The sequence below is a fragment of the Pseudomonas sp. St386 genome (genome assembly GCF_018325865.1).
In the GTDB taxonomy this organism is placed as follows: Bacteria; Pseudomonadota; Gammaproteobacteria; order Pseudomonadales; family Pseudomonadaceae; genus Aquipseudomonas; species Aquipseudomonas brassicacearum.
The window spans coordinates 39,778-59,882 of the sequence record NZ_AP021900.1 but is presented as its reverse complement, the minus strand read 5'-3'; the positions used below and the strand labels follow the sequence as shown (position 1 = coordinate 59,882).

The following is a 20,105-nucleotide window of genomic DNA, read 5'->3' as shown; positions in this document are numbered from 1 at the left end:
TCAGCCTCGGCCACGACGGCCAAAGAAGAAGGAAGCGATGAACATCACCAGGAACACAACAAAGAGAATCTTGGCGATGCCCGTGGCGGTGCCTGCGATACCACCGAAGCCCAGTACGGCGGCGATGATGGCAATGATCAGGAAGGTAATTGCCCAGCTCAACATGGTGATTCTCCTTACGCTTTTCTATTTAGTGAAGGTCTTGCGGTGATGGTTCCGGCGCAATGGACGACCGGTTCATCGGGGTTAAAACACCCAGCGCTCTTCACGCGGCATGGCGTTCAATGGCTGAGCCTGGTCGACATCCATCATGCGCATTGAAGCGGACGCTTCTTCAAGGCTGCTGACGGCGCTGAAATGGGTTTGAGGGGCACGGTGAATCGACACCTGCGGTGCTTCGGGCTGTTGGCTTTCATGCCAGAGCAACCATTGCTGGCCCGTTACGAGGGTAACCAGCAGCGCCAGGGCAGCCCATACGCCCTGCTGGAAATGCAGGGAAGAGAGGCGCAATTGGACGGCACTTTTAAAGTGGGCGGGGCCAAATTGAGCGACACTTTGACGATTCATCCTGGAATTCCTCCCCACCCGAGTGCGGTGATCTGGTTGAGGCGCACTAACGCCACGTTGACCAGAGCATTGCAGTCGCCGTGCCAGGATTTTTTATTAGATAAACACCTTTAAAATCAATAAGTTAATTAATGCATGCAACGTACCGGGAGCGCATCCTGCACGATGACGCAAGCGGCAGTCGTGCGTATTGCACGAATACCGGAGAAAAGGCGTAAGGTGGTTTTGGAATTTCCTGTCAGACACAGCCGTCGGAATCAGCGATGCGAACCGTCCGAACCGGACGAATCATAAAAAAAGGAACTCAAATCAGTCTTTTAGGAGTCAGACGTCCACAGGGCCATTCTCGGTGAGTAATATCCCCTCAGAATCGACCATGCAACTTGCCCGATTTTTCTGACACTAACCAACATCATTCATTAAAGGAGCGTAGGAAAAATGGAATCCGCCACTGAGCACCAAGGCCGCATTCTGCTGGTAGACGACGAGTCCGCCATCCTGCGTACGTTCCGATACTGCCTGGAAGACGAAGGCTATAGCGTCGCCACCGCCAACAGCGCCGCCCAGGCCGATGCACTGCTGCAACGCCAGGTGTTCGATCTGTGTTTCCTCGATCTGCGCCTGGGGGAGGACAACGGCCTGGATGTCCTGGCACAAATGCGTATCCAGGCACCCTGGATGCGCGTGGTCATCGTCACCGCCCACTCGGCAGTCGATACCGCGGTCGATGCGATCCAGGCCGGGGCGGCCGACTATCTGGTCAAGCCTTGCAGCCCCGATCAATTGCGCCTGGCGACCGCCAAGCAATTGGAAGTACGCCAGCTGTCGGCAAGGCTCGAAGCCCTTGAAGGGGAAGTGCGCAAACCCAAGGACGGCCTCGACTCTCACAGCCCGGCGATGAAAGTCGTCCTGGAAACCGCGCGTCAGGTCGCCAGTACCGACGCCAACATCCTGATCCTCGGCGAGTCCGGCACCGGTAAAGGCGAGCTGGCCCGGGCGATCCATGGCTGGAGCAAGCGGGCGAAAAAGTCCTGCGTCACCATCAATTGCCCGTCACTGACCGCTGAACTGATGGAAAGCGAATTGTTCGGCCATAGCCGTGGGGCTTTCACAGGCGCCAGCGAGAGTACGTTGGGTCGGGTCAACCAGGCCGACGGCGGTACGCTGTTTCTCGACGAGATCGGCGATTTTCCCCTGACGTTACAACCCAAGTTATTGCGTTTTATCCAGGACAAGGAATATGAGCGGGTAGGGGACCCAGTCACCCGTCGTGCCGACGTGCGGATTCTCGCAGCGACCAACCTCAACCTCGAAGACATGGTGCGCGACGGACGTTTTCGCGAAGACCTGCTATATCGCCTGAACGTCATCACCCTACACCTGCCGCCATTGCGAGAGCGCGCCGAAGACATCCTGACCCTGGCCGACCGCTTCCTGGCCCGCTTCGTCAAGGAATACGCGCGCCCGGCCCGGGGCTTCAGCGACGAAGCGCGCGAAGCGCTGCTAGGCTATCGCTGGCCGGGCAACATCCGGGAACTGCGCAACGTGGTCGAGCGCGCCAGCATCATCTGCCCGCAGGAAAAAGTCGAAATCAGTCATTTGGGCATGGCCGAGCAACCGGTCAACAATGCGCCGCGCATCGGCGCCGCACTGAGCCTCGACGAATTGGAAAAAGCCCACATCGGCGCGGTGCTGGCCACGGCCGACACCCTCGACCAGGCGGCCAAGACCCTGGGTATCGATGCCTCCACGCTGTACCGCAAACGCAAGCAGTACAACCTGTGAGCGAGACTTTATGAAACTGGCGATGAAGCTGCGCACACGACTGTTTCTCAGCATCTCGGCCCTGATCACCGTGGCCTTGCTGGGATTGGTGCTTGGCCTGGTCAGCGTGATGCAGATGGCCAACACCCAGGAACAATCGGTACGCGACAACTTCATCCTGCTGGACCTGGGCCTCAAGCTGCGCCAGACCCTCGGCGATCAGTTGATGATCATGCTCGACGACAAGCCCGACCTGGCGGCGCTGGAGGCCTCCAAGCAGCAATACCTGGCGCTGATCGACGAGGGCATCGCCCACGAACAGGGGCTGGACGATGCGGCAGTCAGCTTCAGCAAGGCCAAGGCCGACTACATTGATTTTTTTGACGCCTTCACCGCGTCTCGCCAGCAGCCGAACCAGCTCACGAACATCAAGGAGCTCACCGAAAAATTCAACGTGCTGCGTAATGGACTGATCGAGGGCTATCGCCAGGCCCTGACCAACATCAGTGAAACCCAGAATCGCGCCCGTGAACGCGCGATGTGGATTTCCGGACTGCTGGGGTTGGTGGGGTTTGCGGTGCTGATCATCGGGTTTATCACGGCCCATGGCATCGCCCGGCGTTTCGGCGCGCCGATCGAGGCACTGGCCGCAGCGGCGGACGACATCGGCCAAGGTAATTTCGAGGTCACGCTACCCGTTTCCTCGGCCGCTGAGTTGAATCTCCTGACCCGTCGCTTCGGGGTCATGGCCGAGGCCTTGCGTGAGCATCAGGCCACCAACGTCGATGAGCTGCTCGCCGGCCAGCAACGTTTGCAAGCGGTGCTCGACAGCATCGACGACGGCTTGCTGATGATCGACCGCCAAGGCCAGCTGGAGCACCTCAACCCGGTAGCCCAGCGTCAATTGGGCTGGGATGAGGAACGCCTGGGCCAAGGGCTGGGCGAGGCGCTGGGACGCCTTGAACTGGATGAAGAATTGCACCTGGTCCTGCGCGGTGGAAGCCTGGAGCGCGCGCCGGAAGATCTGAGCATCGAAGTGGATGGCGAGTCGCGGGTGCTCACCTACAGCCTCACCCCGGTCAGCCATACCCAGGGCCACATTCTCGGCGCGGTCATGGTGCTGCATGACGTCACCGAACAACGCGCCTTCGAACGGGTGCGCAGCGAGTTCGTCTTGCGTGCTTCCCATGAGCTGCGCACGCCCGTGACGGGCATGCACATGGCCTTCGGCCTGTTACAGGAGCGCCTGCATTTTTCAGAGGAGTCGCGCGAGGCCGACCTGCTCAACACCGTCACCGAAGAAATGCAGCGGCTGATGCAGCTCATCAATGACCTGCTGAACTTCTCTCGCTACCAGAACGGCCTGCAGAAGCTGACCCTGGCGCCTTGTTCCATCGACGAGCTACTGGAAGCGGCCCGGCTGCGGTTTGCCGAGCAGGCCCAAACCAAGGGTATCGAGCTGCTCGTGGCGATCCAGGGCCCGCTCCCGCGCCTGCATGCCGACGCAGCGCAACTGGATCGCGTGCTCGATAACCTGATCGATAACGCCATGCGCCACACCGCCGAAAACGGCCAGATCCGCTTGCAGGCCCGGCGCCATGGCGAGCGGGTGATCATCAGCGTCGAAGACAACGGTGAAGGCATTGCCTACGGCCAGCAGGGACGGATCTTCGAGCCTTTCGTCCAGGTCGGACGCAAGAAGGGTGGTGCTGGCCTCGGCCTGGCGCTGTGCAAGGAGATCGTCCAGCTCCACGGCGGGCGCATGGGCGTTTATTCAAGGCCGGGGCAGGGCACACAGTTCTACATGGCGCTGGCAGTCTGAGCTCATGGCCTGAGCAGACTCAGGCTTCATCATCAAGACGGCGGCCACGCAGGCGCCGGCCACGGGTAATCAGTTCAATGAGCTGAACCGCGCTGAGGGCATGGGCGAACAGCCAGCCCTGGCCGAACCTCACCCCTTCGCTGCTCAAATAGGAAGCCTGGGCTTCATGCTCGATGCCTTCGGCTATCACCTTGAGTTGCAGCGCATGGGCCATGCGAATGATGTGCGGGGCCACACCGCTGCTGGCGGCATCGTGGCCCAAGGCATCGATGAAGGCCTTGTCGATTTTCAGGCAGTCCACCGGCAGGGTTTGCAGGTAGGCCAGGCTGCAATAACCGGTGCCGAAATCGTCGATCAACACTTGGTGCCCGACGTCGCGCAGCGATTGCAGGTTATCCCGGGCGACCAACACATCGACCAGCCCACGCTCGGTCACTTCGAAGGCAATCTGGTGCGCCGACACGCGATGCAGCGCCAGCAGGCGGGCGATCACTTCGCCAATACGCGGCACCATCACATCGCAGGCCGCCAGATTCACCGAGATATACAGCTGCGGATTGGCCCGCAACACCTGGCCCAATTGATCGAACAGCCGCTGCAGCACGAAATCGGTGATCTGGCGAATCTGCCCGGTGTTCTCGGCCATCGGGATAAACAAGTCCGGGCTGGTCAGGGTGCCGTCCGGTCGTCGCCAGCGCAGCAAGGCCTCCGCCCCGACACAGTTGCGGCTGCTCAGGTCGAAAATCGGCTGGTAAAGCACCTGCAATTCACCACGCCGGATGGCCCCGTGCAGTTCAGCGTCCATGGACTGGCGCTGGCGCGCCAGCAGAAACACCTGGAAACCAATCCCCAAGCCCAGCATCAGGCTGATGGGCAGCATCCACCAGGCATTGGCCGGAACCTGAAAACCCTTGCGCGGGGCGATCAGCACCAGTTGATAGACCGGGCTGTCGGTCGGCATCCGATAGATCAGCCGGTTCTGCGTCACTTGCAAGGCATTGTGGCTTTTCGGTGGCCAAGGCTCGACCGGCGGCCAGTGTTGGTCCGTCCCGAGCACGGGAATGGCCCGTTTACCGTTATCCAGGACCACCAGCAGGCTGCTGCCCGGTGGTAAATCGACCACATCGGTCAAATGCCCGCGGGACGTGGCCACCCGAAAGTTGCCGCGGCCCAGCATCAAGGCGGCGCGGTCTTCGTCGGGCTCTGTGGTGGTGTTGAGCCAGTAATTGTAGGTCGGCCCGCGGATGTCGGGCGGGCGGGTCACTGACAAGCCGCTCTGGCGTGGACGATTGGAGCAGACGCCGCTGCCATCGATATACACCGCCTCGTAGACAAAACGGTAGTTGAAGCTGACCTGTTGCAATGTAGCGATCATGTCGTCGTTGCATCCGCGCAACGGCTGGTTTTGCAGGTCGTCGAGGCTTTCACGCAGTTGCCCGAAAAGCTGTTCCAGGCGCTGCAGAAAGCGCTCGCCCTGGGCATTCATCTGGTCGCTTTCGCGCTGCTGGATCTGCTGCACGACCACGAGCAGACTCCCCGCCAGCAGCAGGACGGTACTTAGGGCAGTAGCCACCATCGCCAGGAAAACGGGGCGATGGAGCCAGCTGTGGAGGGTTTCGCGGGCAGCCGTCATCATGGGTAATCCGAAAGTTACCAATGAGTTATAGCTTCTGATTTGGATTTGGCCCGATTCGTCAGACGGGCGTCATTATTTTGTCTGGTTGAGCACCTGCAGGATCGCCGCGCTTTGCGCATCCGGCATGCCATCGAAGCGGGTCGGTCGGTAGTGCATCTGGAAGGCGGCCAGCACATGGTGGGTGGCCACGTCCCACTCGCCGGTCTGGGGCGTTGGGTAACCCAGGCGGGCCAGCTCGGCCTGGAACCAACTGGCAGGCGGCAGCTGTGGCGCGAAGACGGCCTGCTGGCGGGCGACGGCCTGTTCGTCTGGCCAGACTCCTAAACCAGCTTGCGCCAGGCGCTTCCAAGGGAACAGCGGGCCCGGATCGAGCTTGCGTAGAGGCGCGATGTCGCTGTGGCCGATGATGCTGCGCGGGTTGATGCCGTTGCGCTGGATGATGTCCTTGAGCAATACGATCAAGGCCTGGACCTGGGCTTCGCTGTAGGGATACCAGAGGCGCCCGGTGGGTGTGTCGACAAAACCCGGATTGACGATTTCGATGCCGATGGAGCTGGAATTGAGCCAGGTCCGGCCTTCCCACTCACTTTCCCCGGCGTGCCAGGCGCGTCTGCCTTCATCCACCAGTTTGTAGATGGTCGCGCCTTTATCGTCGCCGATCAGGTAATGGGCACTGACTTCGCCATGGGTCAGCAGGGCCAGTGAGCGCTCCAGGGAAGCCGAGGTGTAATGCACCACCACGAATTGGATGCGGTTGTCATGGTTGACGGAGGGGTGACTGGTGTCGAGCCGCGGGCCGCTGGTGCAGCCGGCCAGGATAAATAAAGAAACAATGAGCGAGAAAAATTTCATGGCGGAAGGCAATACGCACTGGGAGTAATGCAACAGTGTAACGTATTGCCTCGCGATGATCCGGTGCGCGCGGCGATATTAAACAAATTGGAACAATTAGCCCTTAGCCCAATTCCACATGGTTGCGCCCGGAATTTTTTGCCCGATAAAGCGCCTGATCGGCTCTTTTAAGCACCAAATCGCTATGTTCGCCAGGTTTGAAGGCGGTCAGGCCAATGGATACCGTCACCGTCACCGGCTCGCCCTTGAAATGAAACGGACAGGCTTCGATGGCCAGGCGCAGCGCCTCGGCCAGCTTGGCGCCGGCCACCAGGGGAGTGTTGGGCACCAGCAGAACAAACTCCTCGCCACCAAAACGCGCAATGAAATCGCCGCCACGCAGGCGTTTACGCAGGACCGAGGCGATGAGTTTCAACACCCGGTCACCGGCCAGATGGCCATAGTTGTCATTGATGCGCTTGAAATGATCGAGATCGAGCATGGCCAGCAGCAAGCTGTTGCCGTGTTGCTGCCACTGGGCGACTTCATGCTCCAGGCGCTCGGACCAGGCGGCGCGGTTGGGCAGCCCGGTGAGCGGGTCGATCAGGGCTTTTTGCCGCTGCTCCTCGAGATTCTCCCGCACGACCTGGGCATCCTGCTCCATCAGCGCAACGCGATCGGCCAGGCTTTTCAGGCGGGTCGAAACCTCCTGCTCGCGTTGATCACGTTGCTGGCGGTGGTGGTCCATCGTACCGAGCAAGCCTTCGAGGTGATTCTCGAGCACCTGCTTGAGGCTTTCCAGGTCATCGGCTTCCTTCACGCTGCTTTGCAGGCCGTCCACCTGTTCACGAATCTGGGTGTCCATTTCCCTGGAGGCCGACAGGTTTTCGGCGTGGTCTTCACTGGCGGCCTGCAGGCTGCTCTGGAATGACTCGAGCCGATCGTTGAGGCGCTGCAGGTACGCTTCGAATTCATGCTGGCCGGTGTCCGTGATGGCCAGCATCAGCACGGCCAGATCATCGAGGATCGGCAGCAATTCGTACCAGTTCAAGCCATTGCGCAGACGCTCACACATGGCTTCGGCTTGTGGTCGATGACGCTCGGGCAAGGTCAGGTCGCCCAAGAGGCCCAACAGCGTGTCTTCGATATGCTTGGCGACCGAGCTGTAGGACGGCTCCGGCGAGTCGGGCAGGGCGTATTGGGCGTCAGCCACATCGACGCCTTCCAGGGGCTCGTCGAGCTCCGCAGGCGGCAACGAGGGGGCGGGCAGGGCCTGGGTAGGCTCCTCGGGCATCAGCTCGTCGGGATTCTCGAGTGCGGGTGCCACAACCGGGCGTTCTTCGGCGACCGGCGTCGGCGGCGGCGCGGGCTCGGTCGCCTGGTCGTCCGGTTCAATGGCGGGCTGAACCACTTCGGCTGCAGGTGTTGGAGCGGGTGCTGGAGCGATCTCGAGCTGCGGCGCAGTCAGGGCAACCGGTTCGGGCGTCGTCTCCAACGCTGGCGCTTGCTCCGCCACCGATGGCTGCGGTGCTGGTGCTGGTGCTGGTGCTGGTGCTGGTGCTGGTGCTGGTGCGACGGATTCTGCGGCCATGGCCGGCGCCACGGCTACGGGCAGGGCAGTTTCCGACGCAGGTGCCACGCTGGCCTGGGCAGGCTCGTGGGGCCGTGGCGCCGCGTCCTCATGGCCTTGGCCACCAAACAGCCGTTGCAGCAGGCCGGGGCGACTCGGTTCGACAGGGGCATCCAGGGCACTGAGTGCCTTGCCTTGCAAACCGCTCAATTCGCTGAGCAACAGCGGAATCTCCCGGGCCTGGCCGGCCCGATCCTCCAGTTGCTTGGCAAACTTCTTCAGCGACCGGCTGACTTCTTTGGGCAGCGGCAGGCTCTGCAACTGGGCAACCAGGGCGATCAACGCGGTGCTCGTCTGTTCGACCCGGGTTTCGCGGCGCTGTTCGGAATCGAGTACGGCTTTCTCCAGGCGCGGCAGCAGGGCAGCGAGGCCGGCATCCATGTCATTGGTGCGCACCACCTCGCGCATCTCTTTCATGCATTGATCGACAGCCCGGTCAGTGCCCTCGGCGGCCAGGGTGCTGCGCACCAGGCCACGACGCAGCAAGTCGAGCCGAGCCTCCCAACGGCGCTCAAGCTTTTCCTGCTGTTCGATACTCTTGAGGTACTTCTCTCTCCAGCGTTCAGCGTCGTCGCTCATTCATCGGATCCGCGAGGGGCAGGACTCAGCGCGGGGAATGCATCGGCCGTGAGCGAACCTGGCAAACGAATTTCTACCGCGACCGGCAGGTGATCGGAAATGGGTTGGGCCAGCACCTCGACGCGTTCGAGGGTCAGGGTCGGGCTCAACAGGATATGGTCCAGGCAGCGCTGGGGGCGCCAGCTGGGGAATGTCGCTTCCAGTTGTGGGGCGAGCAGGCCGAGATCGCGCAGGGGCGAAGTCTGCAGCAAATCGGTGGCATGGGTGTTCATGTCGCCCATCAGCACCTGGTGCTTGTAGCCGCCGATCAGCTCGCGAATGTACGCCAGTTGCATCGTCCGGGTACGCGCTCCGAGCGCCAGGTGCATCATGACCACGACCAGCGCCTCGGGACCTTCGCCGAAACGCGCGAGGATCGCCCCGCGGCCCTTGGGGCCCGGCAGCGGATGGTCTTCGATCGCCCACGGGCGCAAGCGGCTCAACACACCATTGCTGTGTTGGCCGAGACGTCCGAGGTTGCGATTGAGTTGCTGGTACCAGTAGGGAAAGGCGCCCAATTGGGCCAGGTGTTCCACCTGGTTGACGTAGCCTGAGCGCAAGCTTCCGCCGTCGGCCTCTTGCAGGGCCACCAGGTCGAAGTCCTTGAGCAGGTCGCCGATTTTCTGCAGGTTACCGGCACGCCCGGTGTGCGGCAGCAAATGTTGCCAGCCGCGAGTCAGGTAATGCCGGTAGCGCTCGGTGCTGATACCCACCTGGATATTGAAACTGAGCAGCCGCAAGCGGCTGTCGCCAGGCAAGCCCGTGGACATGACATGATGCTCGTTGACCCGCGGCTCATGCAGGCCAACGATGCGTTCGGTGCTCCAGCGGGCCATGGGCGTGGGCCGCGCTTAGTTGGCAGCAGCCTTGGTGGCCGCTCGCTCTTTGGCGATCAGCTGGTCGGCCAGCTGCAGCGCTTCATTTGCGCCACCGGCGGAGCCGATGTCAAAGCGGTATTTGCCGTTGACGATCATGGTCGGTACGCCAGTGATTTCGTATTTCTTCGCCAGTTCCTTGGCCTTGTTGATCTGGCCCTTGATGGCGAAGGAGTCGAAGGTCGCCAGGAACTTGTCCTTGTCGACACCCTGGGTGGCGAGGAAATCCGCCATCTCTTCTTTCTTGACCAGCTTCTTGCCTTCTTTCTGGATCGCGTTGAATACCGCCGCGTGAACCTTGTGCTCGACGCCCATGGATTCGAGGGTCAGGAACATCTGGCCGTGGGCGTCCCATGGGCCGCCGAACATGGCAGGAATGCGTACGAAGTTAACGTCTGACGGCAGCTTCTCGACCCATGGGTTGATGACCGGCTCGAAAGCGTAGCAATGCGGGCAGCCGTACCAGAACAGCTCCACGACTTCGATCTTGCCAGGTGCCGCCACCGGAACGGGGTTGGTCAATTCGACATAGGGTGCGGCGGGCTTTTCAGCGGCTTGGGCAGTTACGCCGAACAGGCTGGCGGCGACGAGCGCGGCGCTGATGATCAGATTACGCATGCTTTACTCCTGGACAATGAGGGGGCCTCGCAGGACCTGTTTCTAAGACAGACCGTGGCGGGTTCAAGTTCTCTAGTGTAACGGCAGCGGCCACAAAAAAGGGCGGCCAAAGCCACCCTTTTGATGCTCGCATCGACAGATTAATCGAGCGTTAACGTTGCAAGGGATGTACGCCCCTCGCAACGCCAGCCAAAGGCCTCAGTGCAGGCCCTGGATGTAGCTGGATACCGCGGCGATATCTTCGTCGCTCAGCTTTTTCGCAATGCTCTGCATCGGCTTGGTATCGCCGTCGTTGGTCCGGCCACCGTCTTCTTTGCGGAAGTCGGTCAGCTGCTTGCCTACGTACTGGGCATGCTGGCCGCCCAAGTGCGGGAAGCCGGCTGCAGCGTTGCCTTTGCCGTCAGGCGAGTGGCAGCCGGTGCAGGCTGGAAGCCCTTTGTCCAGGTTGCCACCGCGAAAGAGCGCTTCACCACGGGCCACGAGCTTGGGATCGGCGGCGCCAACGCTGCCTTTCTGGCTGGCGAAGTAGGCGGAGATATCAGCCAGGTCCTCATCGCTCAGGTTGGTCAGCAGGCCGGTCATTTCCAGCACCGTGCGCTTGCCGGACTTGATGTCGTGCAGTTGCTTGTTAAGGTAACGTTCGCCCTGGCCCGCCAGTTTCGGAAAGTTGGGCGCCATGCTATTGCCATCCGGGCCGTGGCAGGCTCCGCATACGGCCGTCTTCGCCTGACCGGCAGCGGCATCGCCAGCGGCGTGGGCTACGCCGGATATCCCCAAGGTCAACAGCAGACTCACGATCAGTTTGTTCATCAGCTAATCCAACTACGGCTAAGGGTTAAAGAGTTATGGACCGGGTTCACTCGCTCATCCACTGGATGATGGCTCGGTAATCCTCGGCACTGCAGTCCATGCACAAACCACGCGGCGGCATCGCCTTGAAACCCTGGGTCACGTGTTGCACCAGCGTCTCCATACCTTTCGCCAACCTCGGCGTCCAAGCTTCCTGATCGCCCTTGCGGGGCGCCATGGGGAGTTGGCCGGAATGACAGGCACCACAAACACGGTTGTACACAGCTTCCGGATCCTGTGTAGCCTGAGCGCTGTAAAGCGGCATCAAGACACCGGCAGCTAGCAGCCATTTCGTCATAAAACGACCTTTTCAGGGTTGGGAACGAGCTGCGTTCTAACGCGCAATTTCGGTCGGTCGCTCCCGTGAACTTCATCCTACGCTGGGACAAAGCGCACACAAAATCTGCGGCATTATATACTGGCGTCACTGAAACGGAAACGACACAGCTTGCCGCGTCCATTCCCGACGCCGCCCACATCGGAAATCCCATGCAACTGAAGAACCCCATCCTCGGCCTGTGCCAACAGTCCACCTTCATGCTCAGCGCCGCCAAAGTCGATCAATGCCCAGACGACGAAGGCTTCGAAGTGGCTTTTGCCGGGCGTTCCAATGCCGGCAAATCCAGCGCGCTGAACACCTTGACCCACGCAAGCCTGGCACGCACCTCGAAAACCCCCGGTCGCACGCAGCTCTTGAACTTCTTCAAGCTAGACGATGAACGGCGTTTGGTCGACCTGCCCGGCTACGGCTACGCCAAGGTACCGATCCCGCTCAAGCAACACTGGCAGCGTCACCTGGAAGCCTACCTGGGCAGCCGCGAAAGTTTGAAAGGCCTGATCCTGATGATGGACATTCGCCATCCGATGACCGACTTCGACCTGTTGATGCTCGATTGGGCGGTCGCCAGCGGCATGCCGATGCACATCCTGTTGACCAAGGCCGACAAGCTCACCTACGGCGCGGCCAAAAATACCTTGCTCAAGGTGCAGTCGGAAATTCGCAAGGGCTGGGGCGACGCGATCACCATCCAGCTGTTCTCGGCGCCCAAGCGCATGGGCCTGGAAGAAGCCTACACGGTGCTGGCCGACTGGATGGAATTGGCGGACAAGGGCAGCGAAGAGGCCGAATAAGCCAAATCGCAGGCAAAAAAAACCCCGGACTTCTTATGGGGAGGGGGAAGTTCGGGGTCCAAGTTCCGGACCGCTAGGGCGGGGTCCAGATATCTGCCAACACTTAACACAACATAGGAGCATTGAAGGGCTTCACCAGCCTTTCAAAATCTCTGAGTGGCAATTCACGGGTTTAGTTCAGATTATTTTTGGAAATAACTGTAGGAATCTTCAGAGCTAATGAAGCCGTGCCTGGATTTTCGGTGACTCGGTGTGGCATGGGTTGGCTGGGCTGACGCCATCGCGAGCAAGCTCGCTCCCACAGGGTGTTGAGCTCGATATCCGGCTCGACACAAAACCCGCGTGGGAGCGAGCTCGCTCGCGATGACAATCGTCCATTCCCCGCAGCCCTATCAGCCGACACCAATTCCCTGTGCTAGGGAATCAGTGCGCCTCGTCCCAGTTATTGCCCACGCCCACTTCCACCAGCAGCGGCACGTCCAGCGTGGCGGCGGCGCTCATGTGCTGGCGGATTTCGTCGCGTACCTGGTCGACCAGGTCTTCACGCACTTCCAGCACCAGTTCGTCGTGTACCTGCAGGATGACCTTCGCATCCAGCCCGGACGTTGTCAGCCAGCGGTCCACAGCCACCATGGCTTTCTTGATGATGTCAGCCGCCGTGCCCTGCATCGGCGCATTGATGGCCGTGCGCTCGGCGCCTTTGCGCAGGGCCGGATTTTTCGCGTTGATGTCCGGCAGGTACAACCGGCGACCGAAAATGGTTTCGACAAAACCTTGCTCGGCCGCCTGGGCGCGGGTGCGTTCCATGTACGCCAGCACACCCGGGTAGCGGGCGAAGTAGCGGTCGATGTAAGCCTGGGACTGCTTGCGATCGACGCCGATCTGCTTGGCCAGGCCGAACGCGCTCATGCCGTAGATCAAGCCGAAGTTGATCGCCTTGGCGCTGCGGCGCTGGTCCAGGGTGACGGCTTCCAGCTCAACGCCGAACACCTCGGCAGCGGTGGCCCGGTGCACATCCAGGTTATGGCGAAACGCATAAAGCAGGCCTTCGTCCTTGGCCAGGTGCGCCATGATCCGCAGTTCGATCTGCGAGTAGTCCGCCGCCAGCAGCTTGTAGCCTTTCGGCGCAACGAACGCCTGGCGGATGCGTCGGCCTTCGGCCGTGCGGATCGGAATGTTCTGCAGGTTCGGGTCGATGGACGACAGGCGCCCGGTCGCGGCGACGGCCTGTTGATAATTGGTATGGACGCGGCCCGTGCGGCTGTTGATCTGCTCCGGCAGGCGATCGGTGTAGGTGCTCTTGAGCTTGCTCAGCGAGCGGTACTGCATCAGCACCTTGGGCAGCGGGTAATCCTGCTCTGCCAGCTCGGCGAGCACCGCTTCGGCGGTGGACGCCTGGCCCTTGGCGGTTTTGCTGAGCACCGGCAAGCCGAGCTTTTCATACAGGATCACACCCAATTGCTTCGGCGAGCCCAGGTTGAATTCCTCGCCGGCGATGGCAAACGCCTCACGCTCCAGCGCCACCAGTTTCTCGCCCAACTCGACACTCTGCACACCCAGCAGGTTGGCATCGACCAAAGCCCCCTGGCGCTCGATGCGCGCCAGGACCGGCATCAGCGGCATTTCGATGTCGTTGAGCACCGTGCCCAGGCTTGGCGTGGCGGCCAGCTTTTCCTGCAAAGCCTGATGCAGGCGGAAGGTCACGTCGGCGTCTTCGGCGGCGTAAGGGCCGGCCAGTTCCAGGGAGATCTGGTCGAAAGTCAGCTGTTTGACCCCTTTGCCCGCAATGTCCTGGAAATCGGTCTTGCTTTGGCCCAGGTACTTGAGCGCCAGGCTGTCCATGTCGTGGCGGGTCGCGGTGGAGTCCAGCACGTAGGATTCAAGCATGGTGTCGAAGGCGATGCCCTGGACCAGGATGCCGTTGTTCTGGTCGCCACCGATGGCGCAGTTGGCCAGGATGTTGGTTTCGAACTTGGCGTGCTGGCCGACCTTGAGCTTGTTCGGGTTTTCCAGCAGCGGCTTGAGCGCCTTGAGCACCGTGTCGCGGTCCAGTTGCTCCGGCACGCCCATGTAGGAGTGGGTCAGCGGGATGTAAGCCGCCTCGAAAGGGGCCACGGCGAACGACAAACCGACGAGTTGCGAATGCTGGGCATCGCCGCCGTTGGTTTCGGTGACGAAGGCAAACAGCGGCGCTTTGTCCAGTTTGGCCAGCCACGCGTCGAAGCGCGCCTGATCGAGGATGACCTCGTACTTGGCCTCGGCAGCGCCGGGCTGTTCTTCGGCAACTTCGACGATCTCCTGGCCGGCACGCTTGGCGTCCCGCTGGTTCTCTTCGAACCAGCTCTTGAATTCCAGCAGCGTGTACAGCTCGGCGAGTTTCTCGTGATCGGGCGTGCCCATTTGCAGGTCGTCGAGGCCGACATCCAGCGGTACGTCGGTCTTGATGGTCGCCAGCTCGTAGGAAAGCAACGCCATTTCCTTGTGCTCTTCGAGCTTGGCGGCCAGGGTCTTGGCGCCACGGATCGGCAAGGTGGCGACGATGTCCAGTTGCGCATACAGCTCGGTCAGGCCGCCATTGACGCCCACCAGCAGGCCGGAAGCGGTCTTCGGTCCGATACCCGGAACGCCCGGGATGTTGTCGGAAGAATCGCCCATCAACGCCAGGTAATCGATGATCTGCTCGGGAGCGACGCCAAACTTCTCCTTCACGCCAGCCACGTCCAGGGCGCTACCGGTCATGGTATTGACCAAGGTAATGTGCCCGTCGACCAACTGCGCCATGTCCTTGTCGCCAGTGGAGATCACCACCGGACGGTCGGCCGCCGCGCTGCTGCGGGCCAGGGTGCCGATCACGTCATCGGCTTCGACGTTGTCCACGCATAGCAGCGGGAAGCCCAGGGCCTTGACGCTGGCATGCAACGGCTCGATCTGCACGCGCATGTCGTCGGGCATGCTCGGGCGGTTGGCCTTGTATTCGGCGTACAGCGCATCGCGAAAAGTCCCACCCTTGGCGTCGAAGACCACGGCGAACGGACTGTCTGGATACTGCTTGCGCAGGCTCTTGAGCATGTTCAGTACGCCCTTGACCGCACCGGTCGGCAGGCCTTTGGACGTGGTCAGCGGTGGCAGCGCGTGAAAGGCGCGGTACAGATAAGAAGAACCGTCCACCAGGACGAGGGGGGCTTGGCTCATGAGCAGGATCAACCTTTTCGGCGGGTCCGGGGCTAGAATAGCGGGACCGTTGACGACAAAGGGACAAGGTTATCATGCGTACACTAAATCGCCTGTTACTGGCTGGCTTGTTTGCAATCACCCCGTTGGCCGTCATGGCGGCGGATGACGCCCCCTCGGCGGACCCGGACGTCACCATCCGGACCGAAGGAGATAAAACCATTCAGGAGTATCGGCAAAACGGATTTTTGTACGCGATCAAGGTCACGCCCAAGCACGGCAAGCCTTATTTCCTGGTACGCGCCGATGGCACTGATGCAAACTTCATCCGCTCGGACCAGCCGGATATGCTGATCCCTTCGTGGAAAATCTTTGAGTGGTAGTACCGCTCTGCACTTCAACCGGCGCCCGCTGAAGGGCGCCCGTACTGGCAGTTTTAACCATGTCTGTGTTCACGCCCCTGGCTCGGCCCGAGCTGGAAACCTTTCTCGCCCCTTATGGGCTTGGCCGCCTGCTTGATTTCCAGGGGATCGCCGCCGGCAGCGAAAACACCAATTTCTTTATCAGCCTGGAGCAGGGCGAATTCGTCCTGACCCTGGTCGAGCGCGGTCCGGTGCAGGAAATGCCGTTCTTCATCGAACTGCTGGACGTGTTGCATGACGCCGACCTGCCGGTGCCCTACGCCTTGCGCACCACCGACGGCGTCGCGCTGCGAGAACTGGCGGGCAAGCCGGCACTGCTGCAACCGCGCCTGGCCGGCAAGCACATCAAGCAGGCCAACGCCCAGCACTGCGCCCAGGTCGGCGAGTTGCTGGCGCATCTGCACCTGGCGACTCGCGACAACATGATCAAGCGCAAGACCGATCGCGGCCTGGACTGGATGCAGGAGGAGGGCGCCAAGCTGCTCTCGCACCTCGACGCCGAGCCGCGTCGGCTGCTCGAGGCGGCGCTGGATGAAATCGCCCTGCAGAAGGTCGGCATCCTGGCGCTGCCGCGCGCCAACATCCATGCCGATCTGTTCCGCGACAATGCGATGTTCGAAGGCACGCACCTGACCGGGCTGATCGACTTCTACAACGCCTGCTCCGGGCCGATGCTGTATGACGTGGCCATTGCCTTGAATGACTGGTGCTCGGACGACGACGGCATGCTCGATGGCCCCAGGGCGCGAGCGCTGCTGGGCGCCTATGCGGCGCTGCGACCGTTTACCGCCGCTGAGGCGCAACTGTGGCCGACCATGCTGCGCGTGGCGTGCGTGCGGTTCTGGCTGTCGCGGTTGATCGCCGCTGAATCCTTTGCCGGGCAGGATGTGTTGATTCACGATCCGATGGAGTTCCAGCAGCGCTTGGCGCAGCGGCAGACGGTTCACACGGTGTTGCCTTTCGCCCTTTAAACAGCATCGCGAACAAGTCTTGCTCCCACAGCAGTAAGCGACTGTTCCTGTGGGAGCAAGGCTTGCCCGCGATGAAGGCGATGAAGTCTTTCAGAAATCGAGTCGCCTATGTCGCGAGCAAGCTTTGCTCCCACAGGGTTACAACGACTCCAGACACCCCGCCAGATCATTCCCCAATTTCTCCAACAACTGCTCATACCCCTGCGCCGTCGCCGGGGTATAGCCGCCCAGTGCATCGAGCTCCGCCAGCTTCACCGGCAACCCGGCCACCAGGGTTTCGGCCAGGCGCGGGCGCAGGGGCGGTTCGCTGAAGACGCAGGTCTTGCCCACGGCCTGCAAGCGCGTGCGCATTGCCGCCACATGCTGGGCACCGGGCTGGACTTCGGCGGCCACGGCGAACACCCCGGCGTGCTTGAGGCCGTAGTTGTCTTCGAAATAGTCGAACGCCTCGTGGAAGACGAAATACGGCTTGCCCGCGACCCCGGCCAGACGCGCCTTGAGGCGTGCGTCCAAGGCATCGAGGCGCTGGTTGAAGCCCTTGAGGTTGCTCTGATAGCGGGCCGCGTTGGCCGGATCCGCCGCGCTCAGGTCAGCCGCCATCTTGGCAGCAATCACCCGCGCATTGAACGGCGAGAGCCACAGGTGGGCATCCACCGTGCCGGGGCGATGGTCGTGATCGTGTTCATCGGCGTCATGGTCATCATCTTCGTGGGACGCGCTGTCCTGGGCGAAATGACGCAACTTGAGCCCCGGCAAATCCTGGATGGCGACGGAGGGCTGCGTGCGACCGTTCAACACGCGCGGCAGAAAGCCCTCCATATCGGGGCCGATCCAATACAGCAGGTCCACCGACTGCACCTTGCGAACATCCGATGGCCGCAACGCATAGTGATGCGGCGAAGCCCCTGGCGGCAGCAACACCTCTGGAACGGCCACGCCGTCCTGCACGGCGGCGGCAATCAGTTGCAGCGGCTTGACGCTGGTGAGCACCTTGACGTCGGCCTGGGCCGGGCCAATCAGTAGAAAACTTGCGACAAAAACGACAAAGAGCGAAAAAAATCGGGACACGATGACCACTCGTAGAGGCGAGAACGGGTAACATAATAACGTCTCTCACTAAACTCGTCGCTGCCCATGCCTATTACACCCCTTGCCAGTCGCCCTCACGATCACTCCCACTGCGTGCACAGCGCGCTGTCCGAGGCCGACGCCATCTGCGCGCGCCAAGGGGTGCGCCTGACCGCCCTGCGTCGGCGTGTGCTGGAATTGGTCTGGCAAAGCCACAAACCACTGGGCGCCTACGACATCCTCGCGGTGCTCAGCGAGCAGGACGGCCGCCGCGCCGCGCCGCCAACGGTCTACCGGGCACTGGATTTCCTCTTGGAAAACGGCCTGGTGCATCGCATTTCGTCACTGAACGCCTTCGTCGGTTGCAACCATCCGGAGCACGCCCACCAAGGCCAGTTCCTGATCTGCCGCGAATGCCACGCCGCCATCGAGCTGGAACAGAAGTCCATCAGCGATGCCATCATCGCCAGCGCCAAAGAGGTCGGTTTCGTGGTCGACACCCAGACCGTCGAAGTGGTCGGTCTCTGCTCCGGCTGCCAGGGGGCCTGATGAGCAATGCGTTGATCCGCCTCGAACAGGTGGCCGTGACGTTCGCCGGGCAGAGCGTGCTGGACAACATCCAGCTGAGCGTCGAGCCGGGGCAGATCGTGACCTTGATCGGACCCAACGGCGCCGGCAAGACCACCCTGGTGCGCGCCGTGCTGGGTTTGCTCAAGCCCGACAGCGGCAGCGTCTGGCGCAAGCCGAAGCTGCGGGTCGGCTACATGCCGCAAAAACTCCACGTAGACCCGACGCTGCCACTGTCGGTGCTGCGCTTCCTGCGCCTGGTGCCTGGCGTGGACCGCACCCGCGCCTTGGCCGCGCTCAAAGAAGTCGGCGCCGAACAGGTGATCGACAGCCCGGTGCAAAGTGTCTCCGGTGGCGAGATGCAGCGCGTATTGCTGGCTCGCGCCCTGCTGCGCGAGCCTGAGCTGCTGGTGCTCGACGAGCCGGTGCAAGGGGTCGATGTGGCGGGGCAGGCCGAGCTGTACAGCCTGATCACGCGCCTGCGCGACCGCCACGGTTGCGGCGTGCTGATGGTCTCCCACGATTTGCACCTGGTGATGAGCACCACCGATCAGGTGGTCTGCCTCAATCGCCATGTCTGCTGTTCCGGGCATCCCGAGCAGGTCAGTGGCGATCCGGCCTTCGTCGAATTGTTCGGAAAAAACGCACAAAGCCTGGCGATTTATCACCATCACCATGACCACGCCCATGACCTGCATGGTTCGGTGGTCAGCGCCCCTTCTGCTTCCAATCATGTTCATGGAGATGGCTGCAAGCATGGCTGATTTTCTGTTGTACGCCCTGCTCGCAGGCTTGGCACTCGCCCTGGTAGCCGGCCCCCTGGGTTCGTTCGTGGTCTGGCGGCGCATGGCCTATTTCGGCGACACCTTGTCCCACGCAGCGTTGCTCGGCGTGGCCTTGGGATTTCTGCTGGACGTCAGCCCGGCGGTGGCGGTGACCGTTGGCTGCCTGTTGCTGGCAGTGGTGCTGGTGACCTTGCAACACCGCCAGCCGCTGGCGTCCGACACGCTGCTGGGTATTTTGGCGCCGAGCACCCTATCCCTCGGGCTGGTGGTACTAAGCTTCATGCATGATGTGCGGATTGACCTGATGGCCTATCTGTTCGGCGACCTGTTGGCGATCAGTCCGACGGACCTGTCGTGGATCCTCGGCGGTAGCGCGGCGGTGCTGCTGTTGCTGGTGGCGCTCTGGCGGCCCTTGCTGGCCGTCACCGTGCACGAGGAACTGGCCCGGGTCGAAGGCCTGCCCGTGCTGGGCTTGCGCCTGGCGCTGATGCTGCTGATTGCAGTGGTCATCGCGGTGGCGATGAAAATCGTCGGGGTGTTGCTGATCACTTCATTGCTGATCATTCCGGCGGCTGCGGCACAGCGTCACGCTCGCTCACCCGAGCAGATGGCCCTGGGCGCGAGCCTGCTGGGCATGCTCGCGGTGTGTGGCGGCCTGGCACTTTCCTGGTTCAAGGACACCCCGGCCGGCCCATCGATCGTGGTCAGCGCCGCCGCGCTGTTTCTGCTGAGTTTTGTCCTGCCTCGTCGAGGGGTGTAGACTTGCTCGCTTTTTGCGCA

19 protein-coding genes are annotated in these 20,105 nt (G+C 61.7%); 8 read left to right on the top strand and 11 right to left on the bottom strand.

The genetic code is table 11. The features are described from left to right. Together KI235_RS00270 and KI235_RS00265 are read right to left on the bottom strand one after the other, a co-directional pair. On the bottom strand, window positions 1–165 hold the full coding sequence (locus KI235_RS00270; RefSeq protein ID WP_003177151.1) for a DUF1328 domain-containing protein: 165 nt from the start codon (window positions 163–165) through the stop codon (window positions 1–3). Window positions 166–246: 81 nt separating this feature from the next. After that, a complete protein-coding gene (locus KI235_RS00265) occupies window positions 247–567 on the bottom strand; it encodes a hypothetical protein (RefSeq protein ID WP_003196249.1) in 321 nt (106 codons plus the stop codon). 438 nt (window positions 568–1,005) lie between these two features. Here KI235_RS00265 and algB point away from each other — a divergent pair, with 438 nt between their 5' ends. Continuing rightward, a complete protein-coding gene (gene algB / locus KI235_RS00260; RefSeq protein WP_003196247.1) occupies window positions 1,006–2,352 on the top strand; it encodes a sigma-54-dependent response regulator transcription factor AlgB in 1,347 nt (448 codons plus the stop codon). 10 nt (window positions 2,353–2,362) lie between these two features. Then, the gene (locus KI235_RS00255) at window positions 2,363–4,153 is read left to right on the top strand and encodes an ATP-binding protein (RefSeq protein WP_003196245.1); all 1,791 of its coding nucleotides are present in this window, start codon (window positions 2,363–2,365) and stop codon (window positions 4,151–4,153) included. 19 nt (window positions 4,154–4,172) lie between these two features. Here KI235_RS00255 and KI235_RS00250 read toward each other — a convergent pair whose 3' ends face one another. The 7 genes from KI235_RS00250 to KI235_RS00220 form a co-directional block, all read right to left on the bottom strand. After that, window positions 4,173–5,786, bottom strand: a complete 1,614-nt coding sequence (locus KI235_RS00250) for an EAL domain-containing protein (protein ID WP_003196243.1) — start codon at window positions 5,784–5,786, stop codon at window positions 4,173–4,175. Between the two features lie 75 nt (window positions 5,787–5,861). After that, window positions 5,862–6,641 (bottom strand): N-acetylmuramoyl-L-alanine amidase, encoded by a 780-nt coding sequence (locus tag KI235_RS00245; protein WP_003196241.1) that lies wholly within the window; start codon window positions 6,639–6,641, stop codon window positions 5,862–5,864. 103 nt (window positions 6,642–6,744) lie between these two features. Continuing rightward, window positions 6,745–8,829, bottom strand: coding sequence for a GGDEF domain-containing protein (locus KI235_RS00240; protein ID WP_027912885.1), 2,085 nt, complete (start codon window positions 8,827–8,829; stop codon window positions 6,745–6,747). Further along, window positions 8,826–9,704, bottom strand: a complete 879-nt coding sequence (locus KI235_RS00235; RefSeq protein WP_003196237.1) for an endonuclease/exonuclease/phosphatase family protein — start codon at window positions 9,702–9,704, stop codon at window positions 8,826–8,828. Before KI235_RS00235 ends, KI235_RS00240 begins: the two co-directional genes overlap by 4 nt. Before the next feature lie 15 nt (window positions 9,705–9,719). After that, window positions 9,720–10,361: a thiol:disulfide interchange protein DsbA/DsbL gene (locus tag KI235_RS00230; RefSeq protein ID WP_003196235.1), complete on the bottom strand. Its 642-nt coding sequence runs from the start codon at window positions 10,359–10,361 to the stop codon at window positions 9,720–9,722. Window positions 10,362–10,559: 198 nt separating this feature from the next. Next, the gene (locus KI235_RS00225) at window positions 10,560–11,171 is read right to left on the bottom strand and encodes a c-type cytochrome (protein WP_212795421.1); all 612 of its coding nucleotides are present in this window, start codon (window positions 11,169–11,171) and stop codon (window positions 10,560–10,562) included. 46 nt (window positions 11,172–11,217) lie between these two features. Beyond that, on the bottom strand, window positions 11,218–11,508 hold the full coding sequence (locus KI235_RS00220; protein WP_003196231.1) for a c-type cytochrome: 291 nt from the start codon (window positions 11,506–11,508) through the stop codon (window positions 11,218–11,220). Window positions 11,509–11,699: 191 nt separating this feature from the next. Between KI235_RS00220 and yihA the strand changes: the two genes are divergently transcribed. Beyond that, window positions 11,700–12,341: a ribosome biogenesis GTP-binding protein YihA/YsxC gene (yihA, locus tag KI235_RS00215; protein WP_003196227.1), complete on the top strand. Its 642-nt coding sequence runs from the start codon at window positions 11,700–11,702 to the stop codon at window positions 12,339–12,341. Between the two features lie 423 nt (window positions 12,342–12,764). On the opposite strand, the gene polA is transcribed toward yihA, so the two are convergent. Beyond that, a complete protein-coding gene (gene polA / locus KI235_RS00210; RefSeq protein ID WP_038857337.1) occupies window positions 12,765–15,533 on the bottom strand; it encodes a DNA polymerase I in 2,769 nt (922 codons plus the stop codon). Window positions 15,534–15,607: 74 nt separating this feature from the next. On the opposite strand from polA, the gene KI235_RS00205 reads away from it, so the two are divergent. Next, the gene (locus KI235_RS00205; RefSeq protein WP_013691951.1) at window positions 15,608–15,895 is read left to right on the top strand and encodes a DUF2782 domain-containing protein; all 288 of its coding nucleotides are present in this window, start codon (window positions 15,608–15,610) and stop codon (window positions 15,893–15,895) included. A gap of 59 nt (window positions 15,896–15,954) precedes the next feature. Then, window positions 15,955–16,905, top strand: a complete 951-nt coding sequence (locus KI235_RS00200; protein WP_003196221.1) for a homoserine kinase — start codon at window positions 15,955–15,957, stop codon at window positions 16,903–16,905. A gap of 138 nt (window positions 16,906–17,043) precedes the next feature. Here KI235_RS00200 and znuA read toward each other — a convergent pair whose 3' ends face one another. Further along, window positions 17,044–17,973, bottom strand: a complete 930-nt coding sequence (gene znuA / locus KI235_RS00195; RefSeq protein ID WP_212795420.1) for a zinc ABC transporter substrate-binding protein ZnuA — start codon at window positions 17,971–17,973, stop codon at window positions 17,044–17,046. 66 nt (window positions 17,974–18,039) lie between these two features. Here znuA and zur point away from each other — a divergent pair, with 66 nt between their 5' ends. Genes zur through znuB form a run of 3 tightly spaced genes read left to right on the top strand, consistent with a single transcriptional unit; the run spans window position 18,040 to window position 20,085 of the window. Continuing rightward, window positions 18,040–18,522, top strand: coding sequence for a zinc uptake transcriptional repressor Zur (gene zur / locus KI235_RS00190; RefSeq protein WP_003196217.1), 483 nt, complete (start codon window positions 18,040–18,042; stop codon window positions 18,520–18,522). Continuing rightward, a complete protein-coding gene (gene znuC / locus KI235_RS00185) occupies window positions 18,522–19,304 on the top strand; it encodes a zinc ABC transporter ATP-binding protein ZnuC (protein ID WP_003196215.1) in 783 nt (260 codons plus the stop codon). Before zur ends, znuC begins: the two co-directional genes overlap by 1 nt. Further along, window positions 19,297–20,085: a zinc ABC transporter permease subunit ZnuB gene (znuB, locus tag KI235_RS00180; protein WP_003196213.1), complete on the top strand. Its 789-nt coding sequence runs from the start codon at window positions 19,297–19,299 to the stop codon at window positions 20,083–20,085. The genes znuC and znuB overlap by 8 nt, the downstream gene beginning before the upstream one ends. Window positions 20,086–20,105 lie beyond the last annotated feature (20 nt).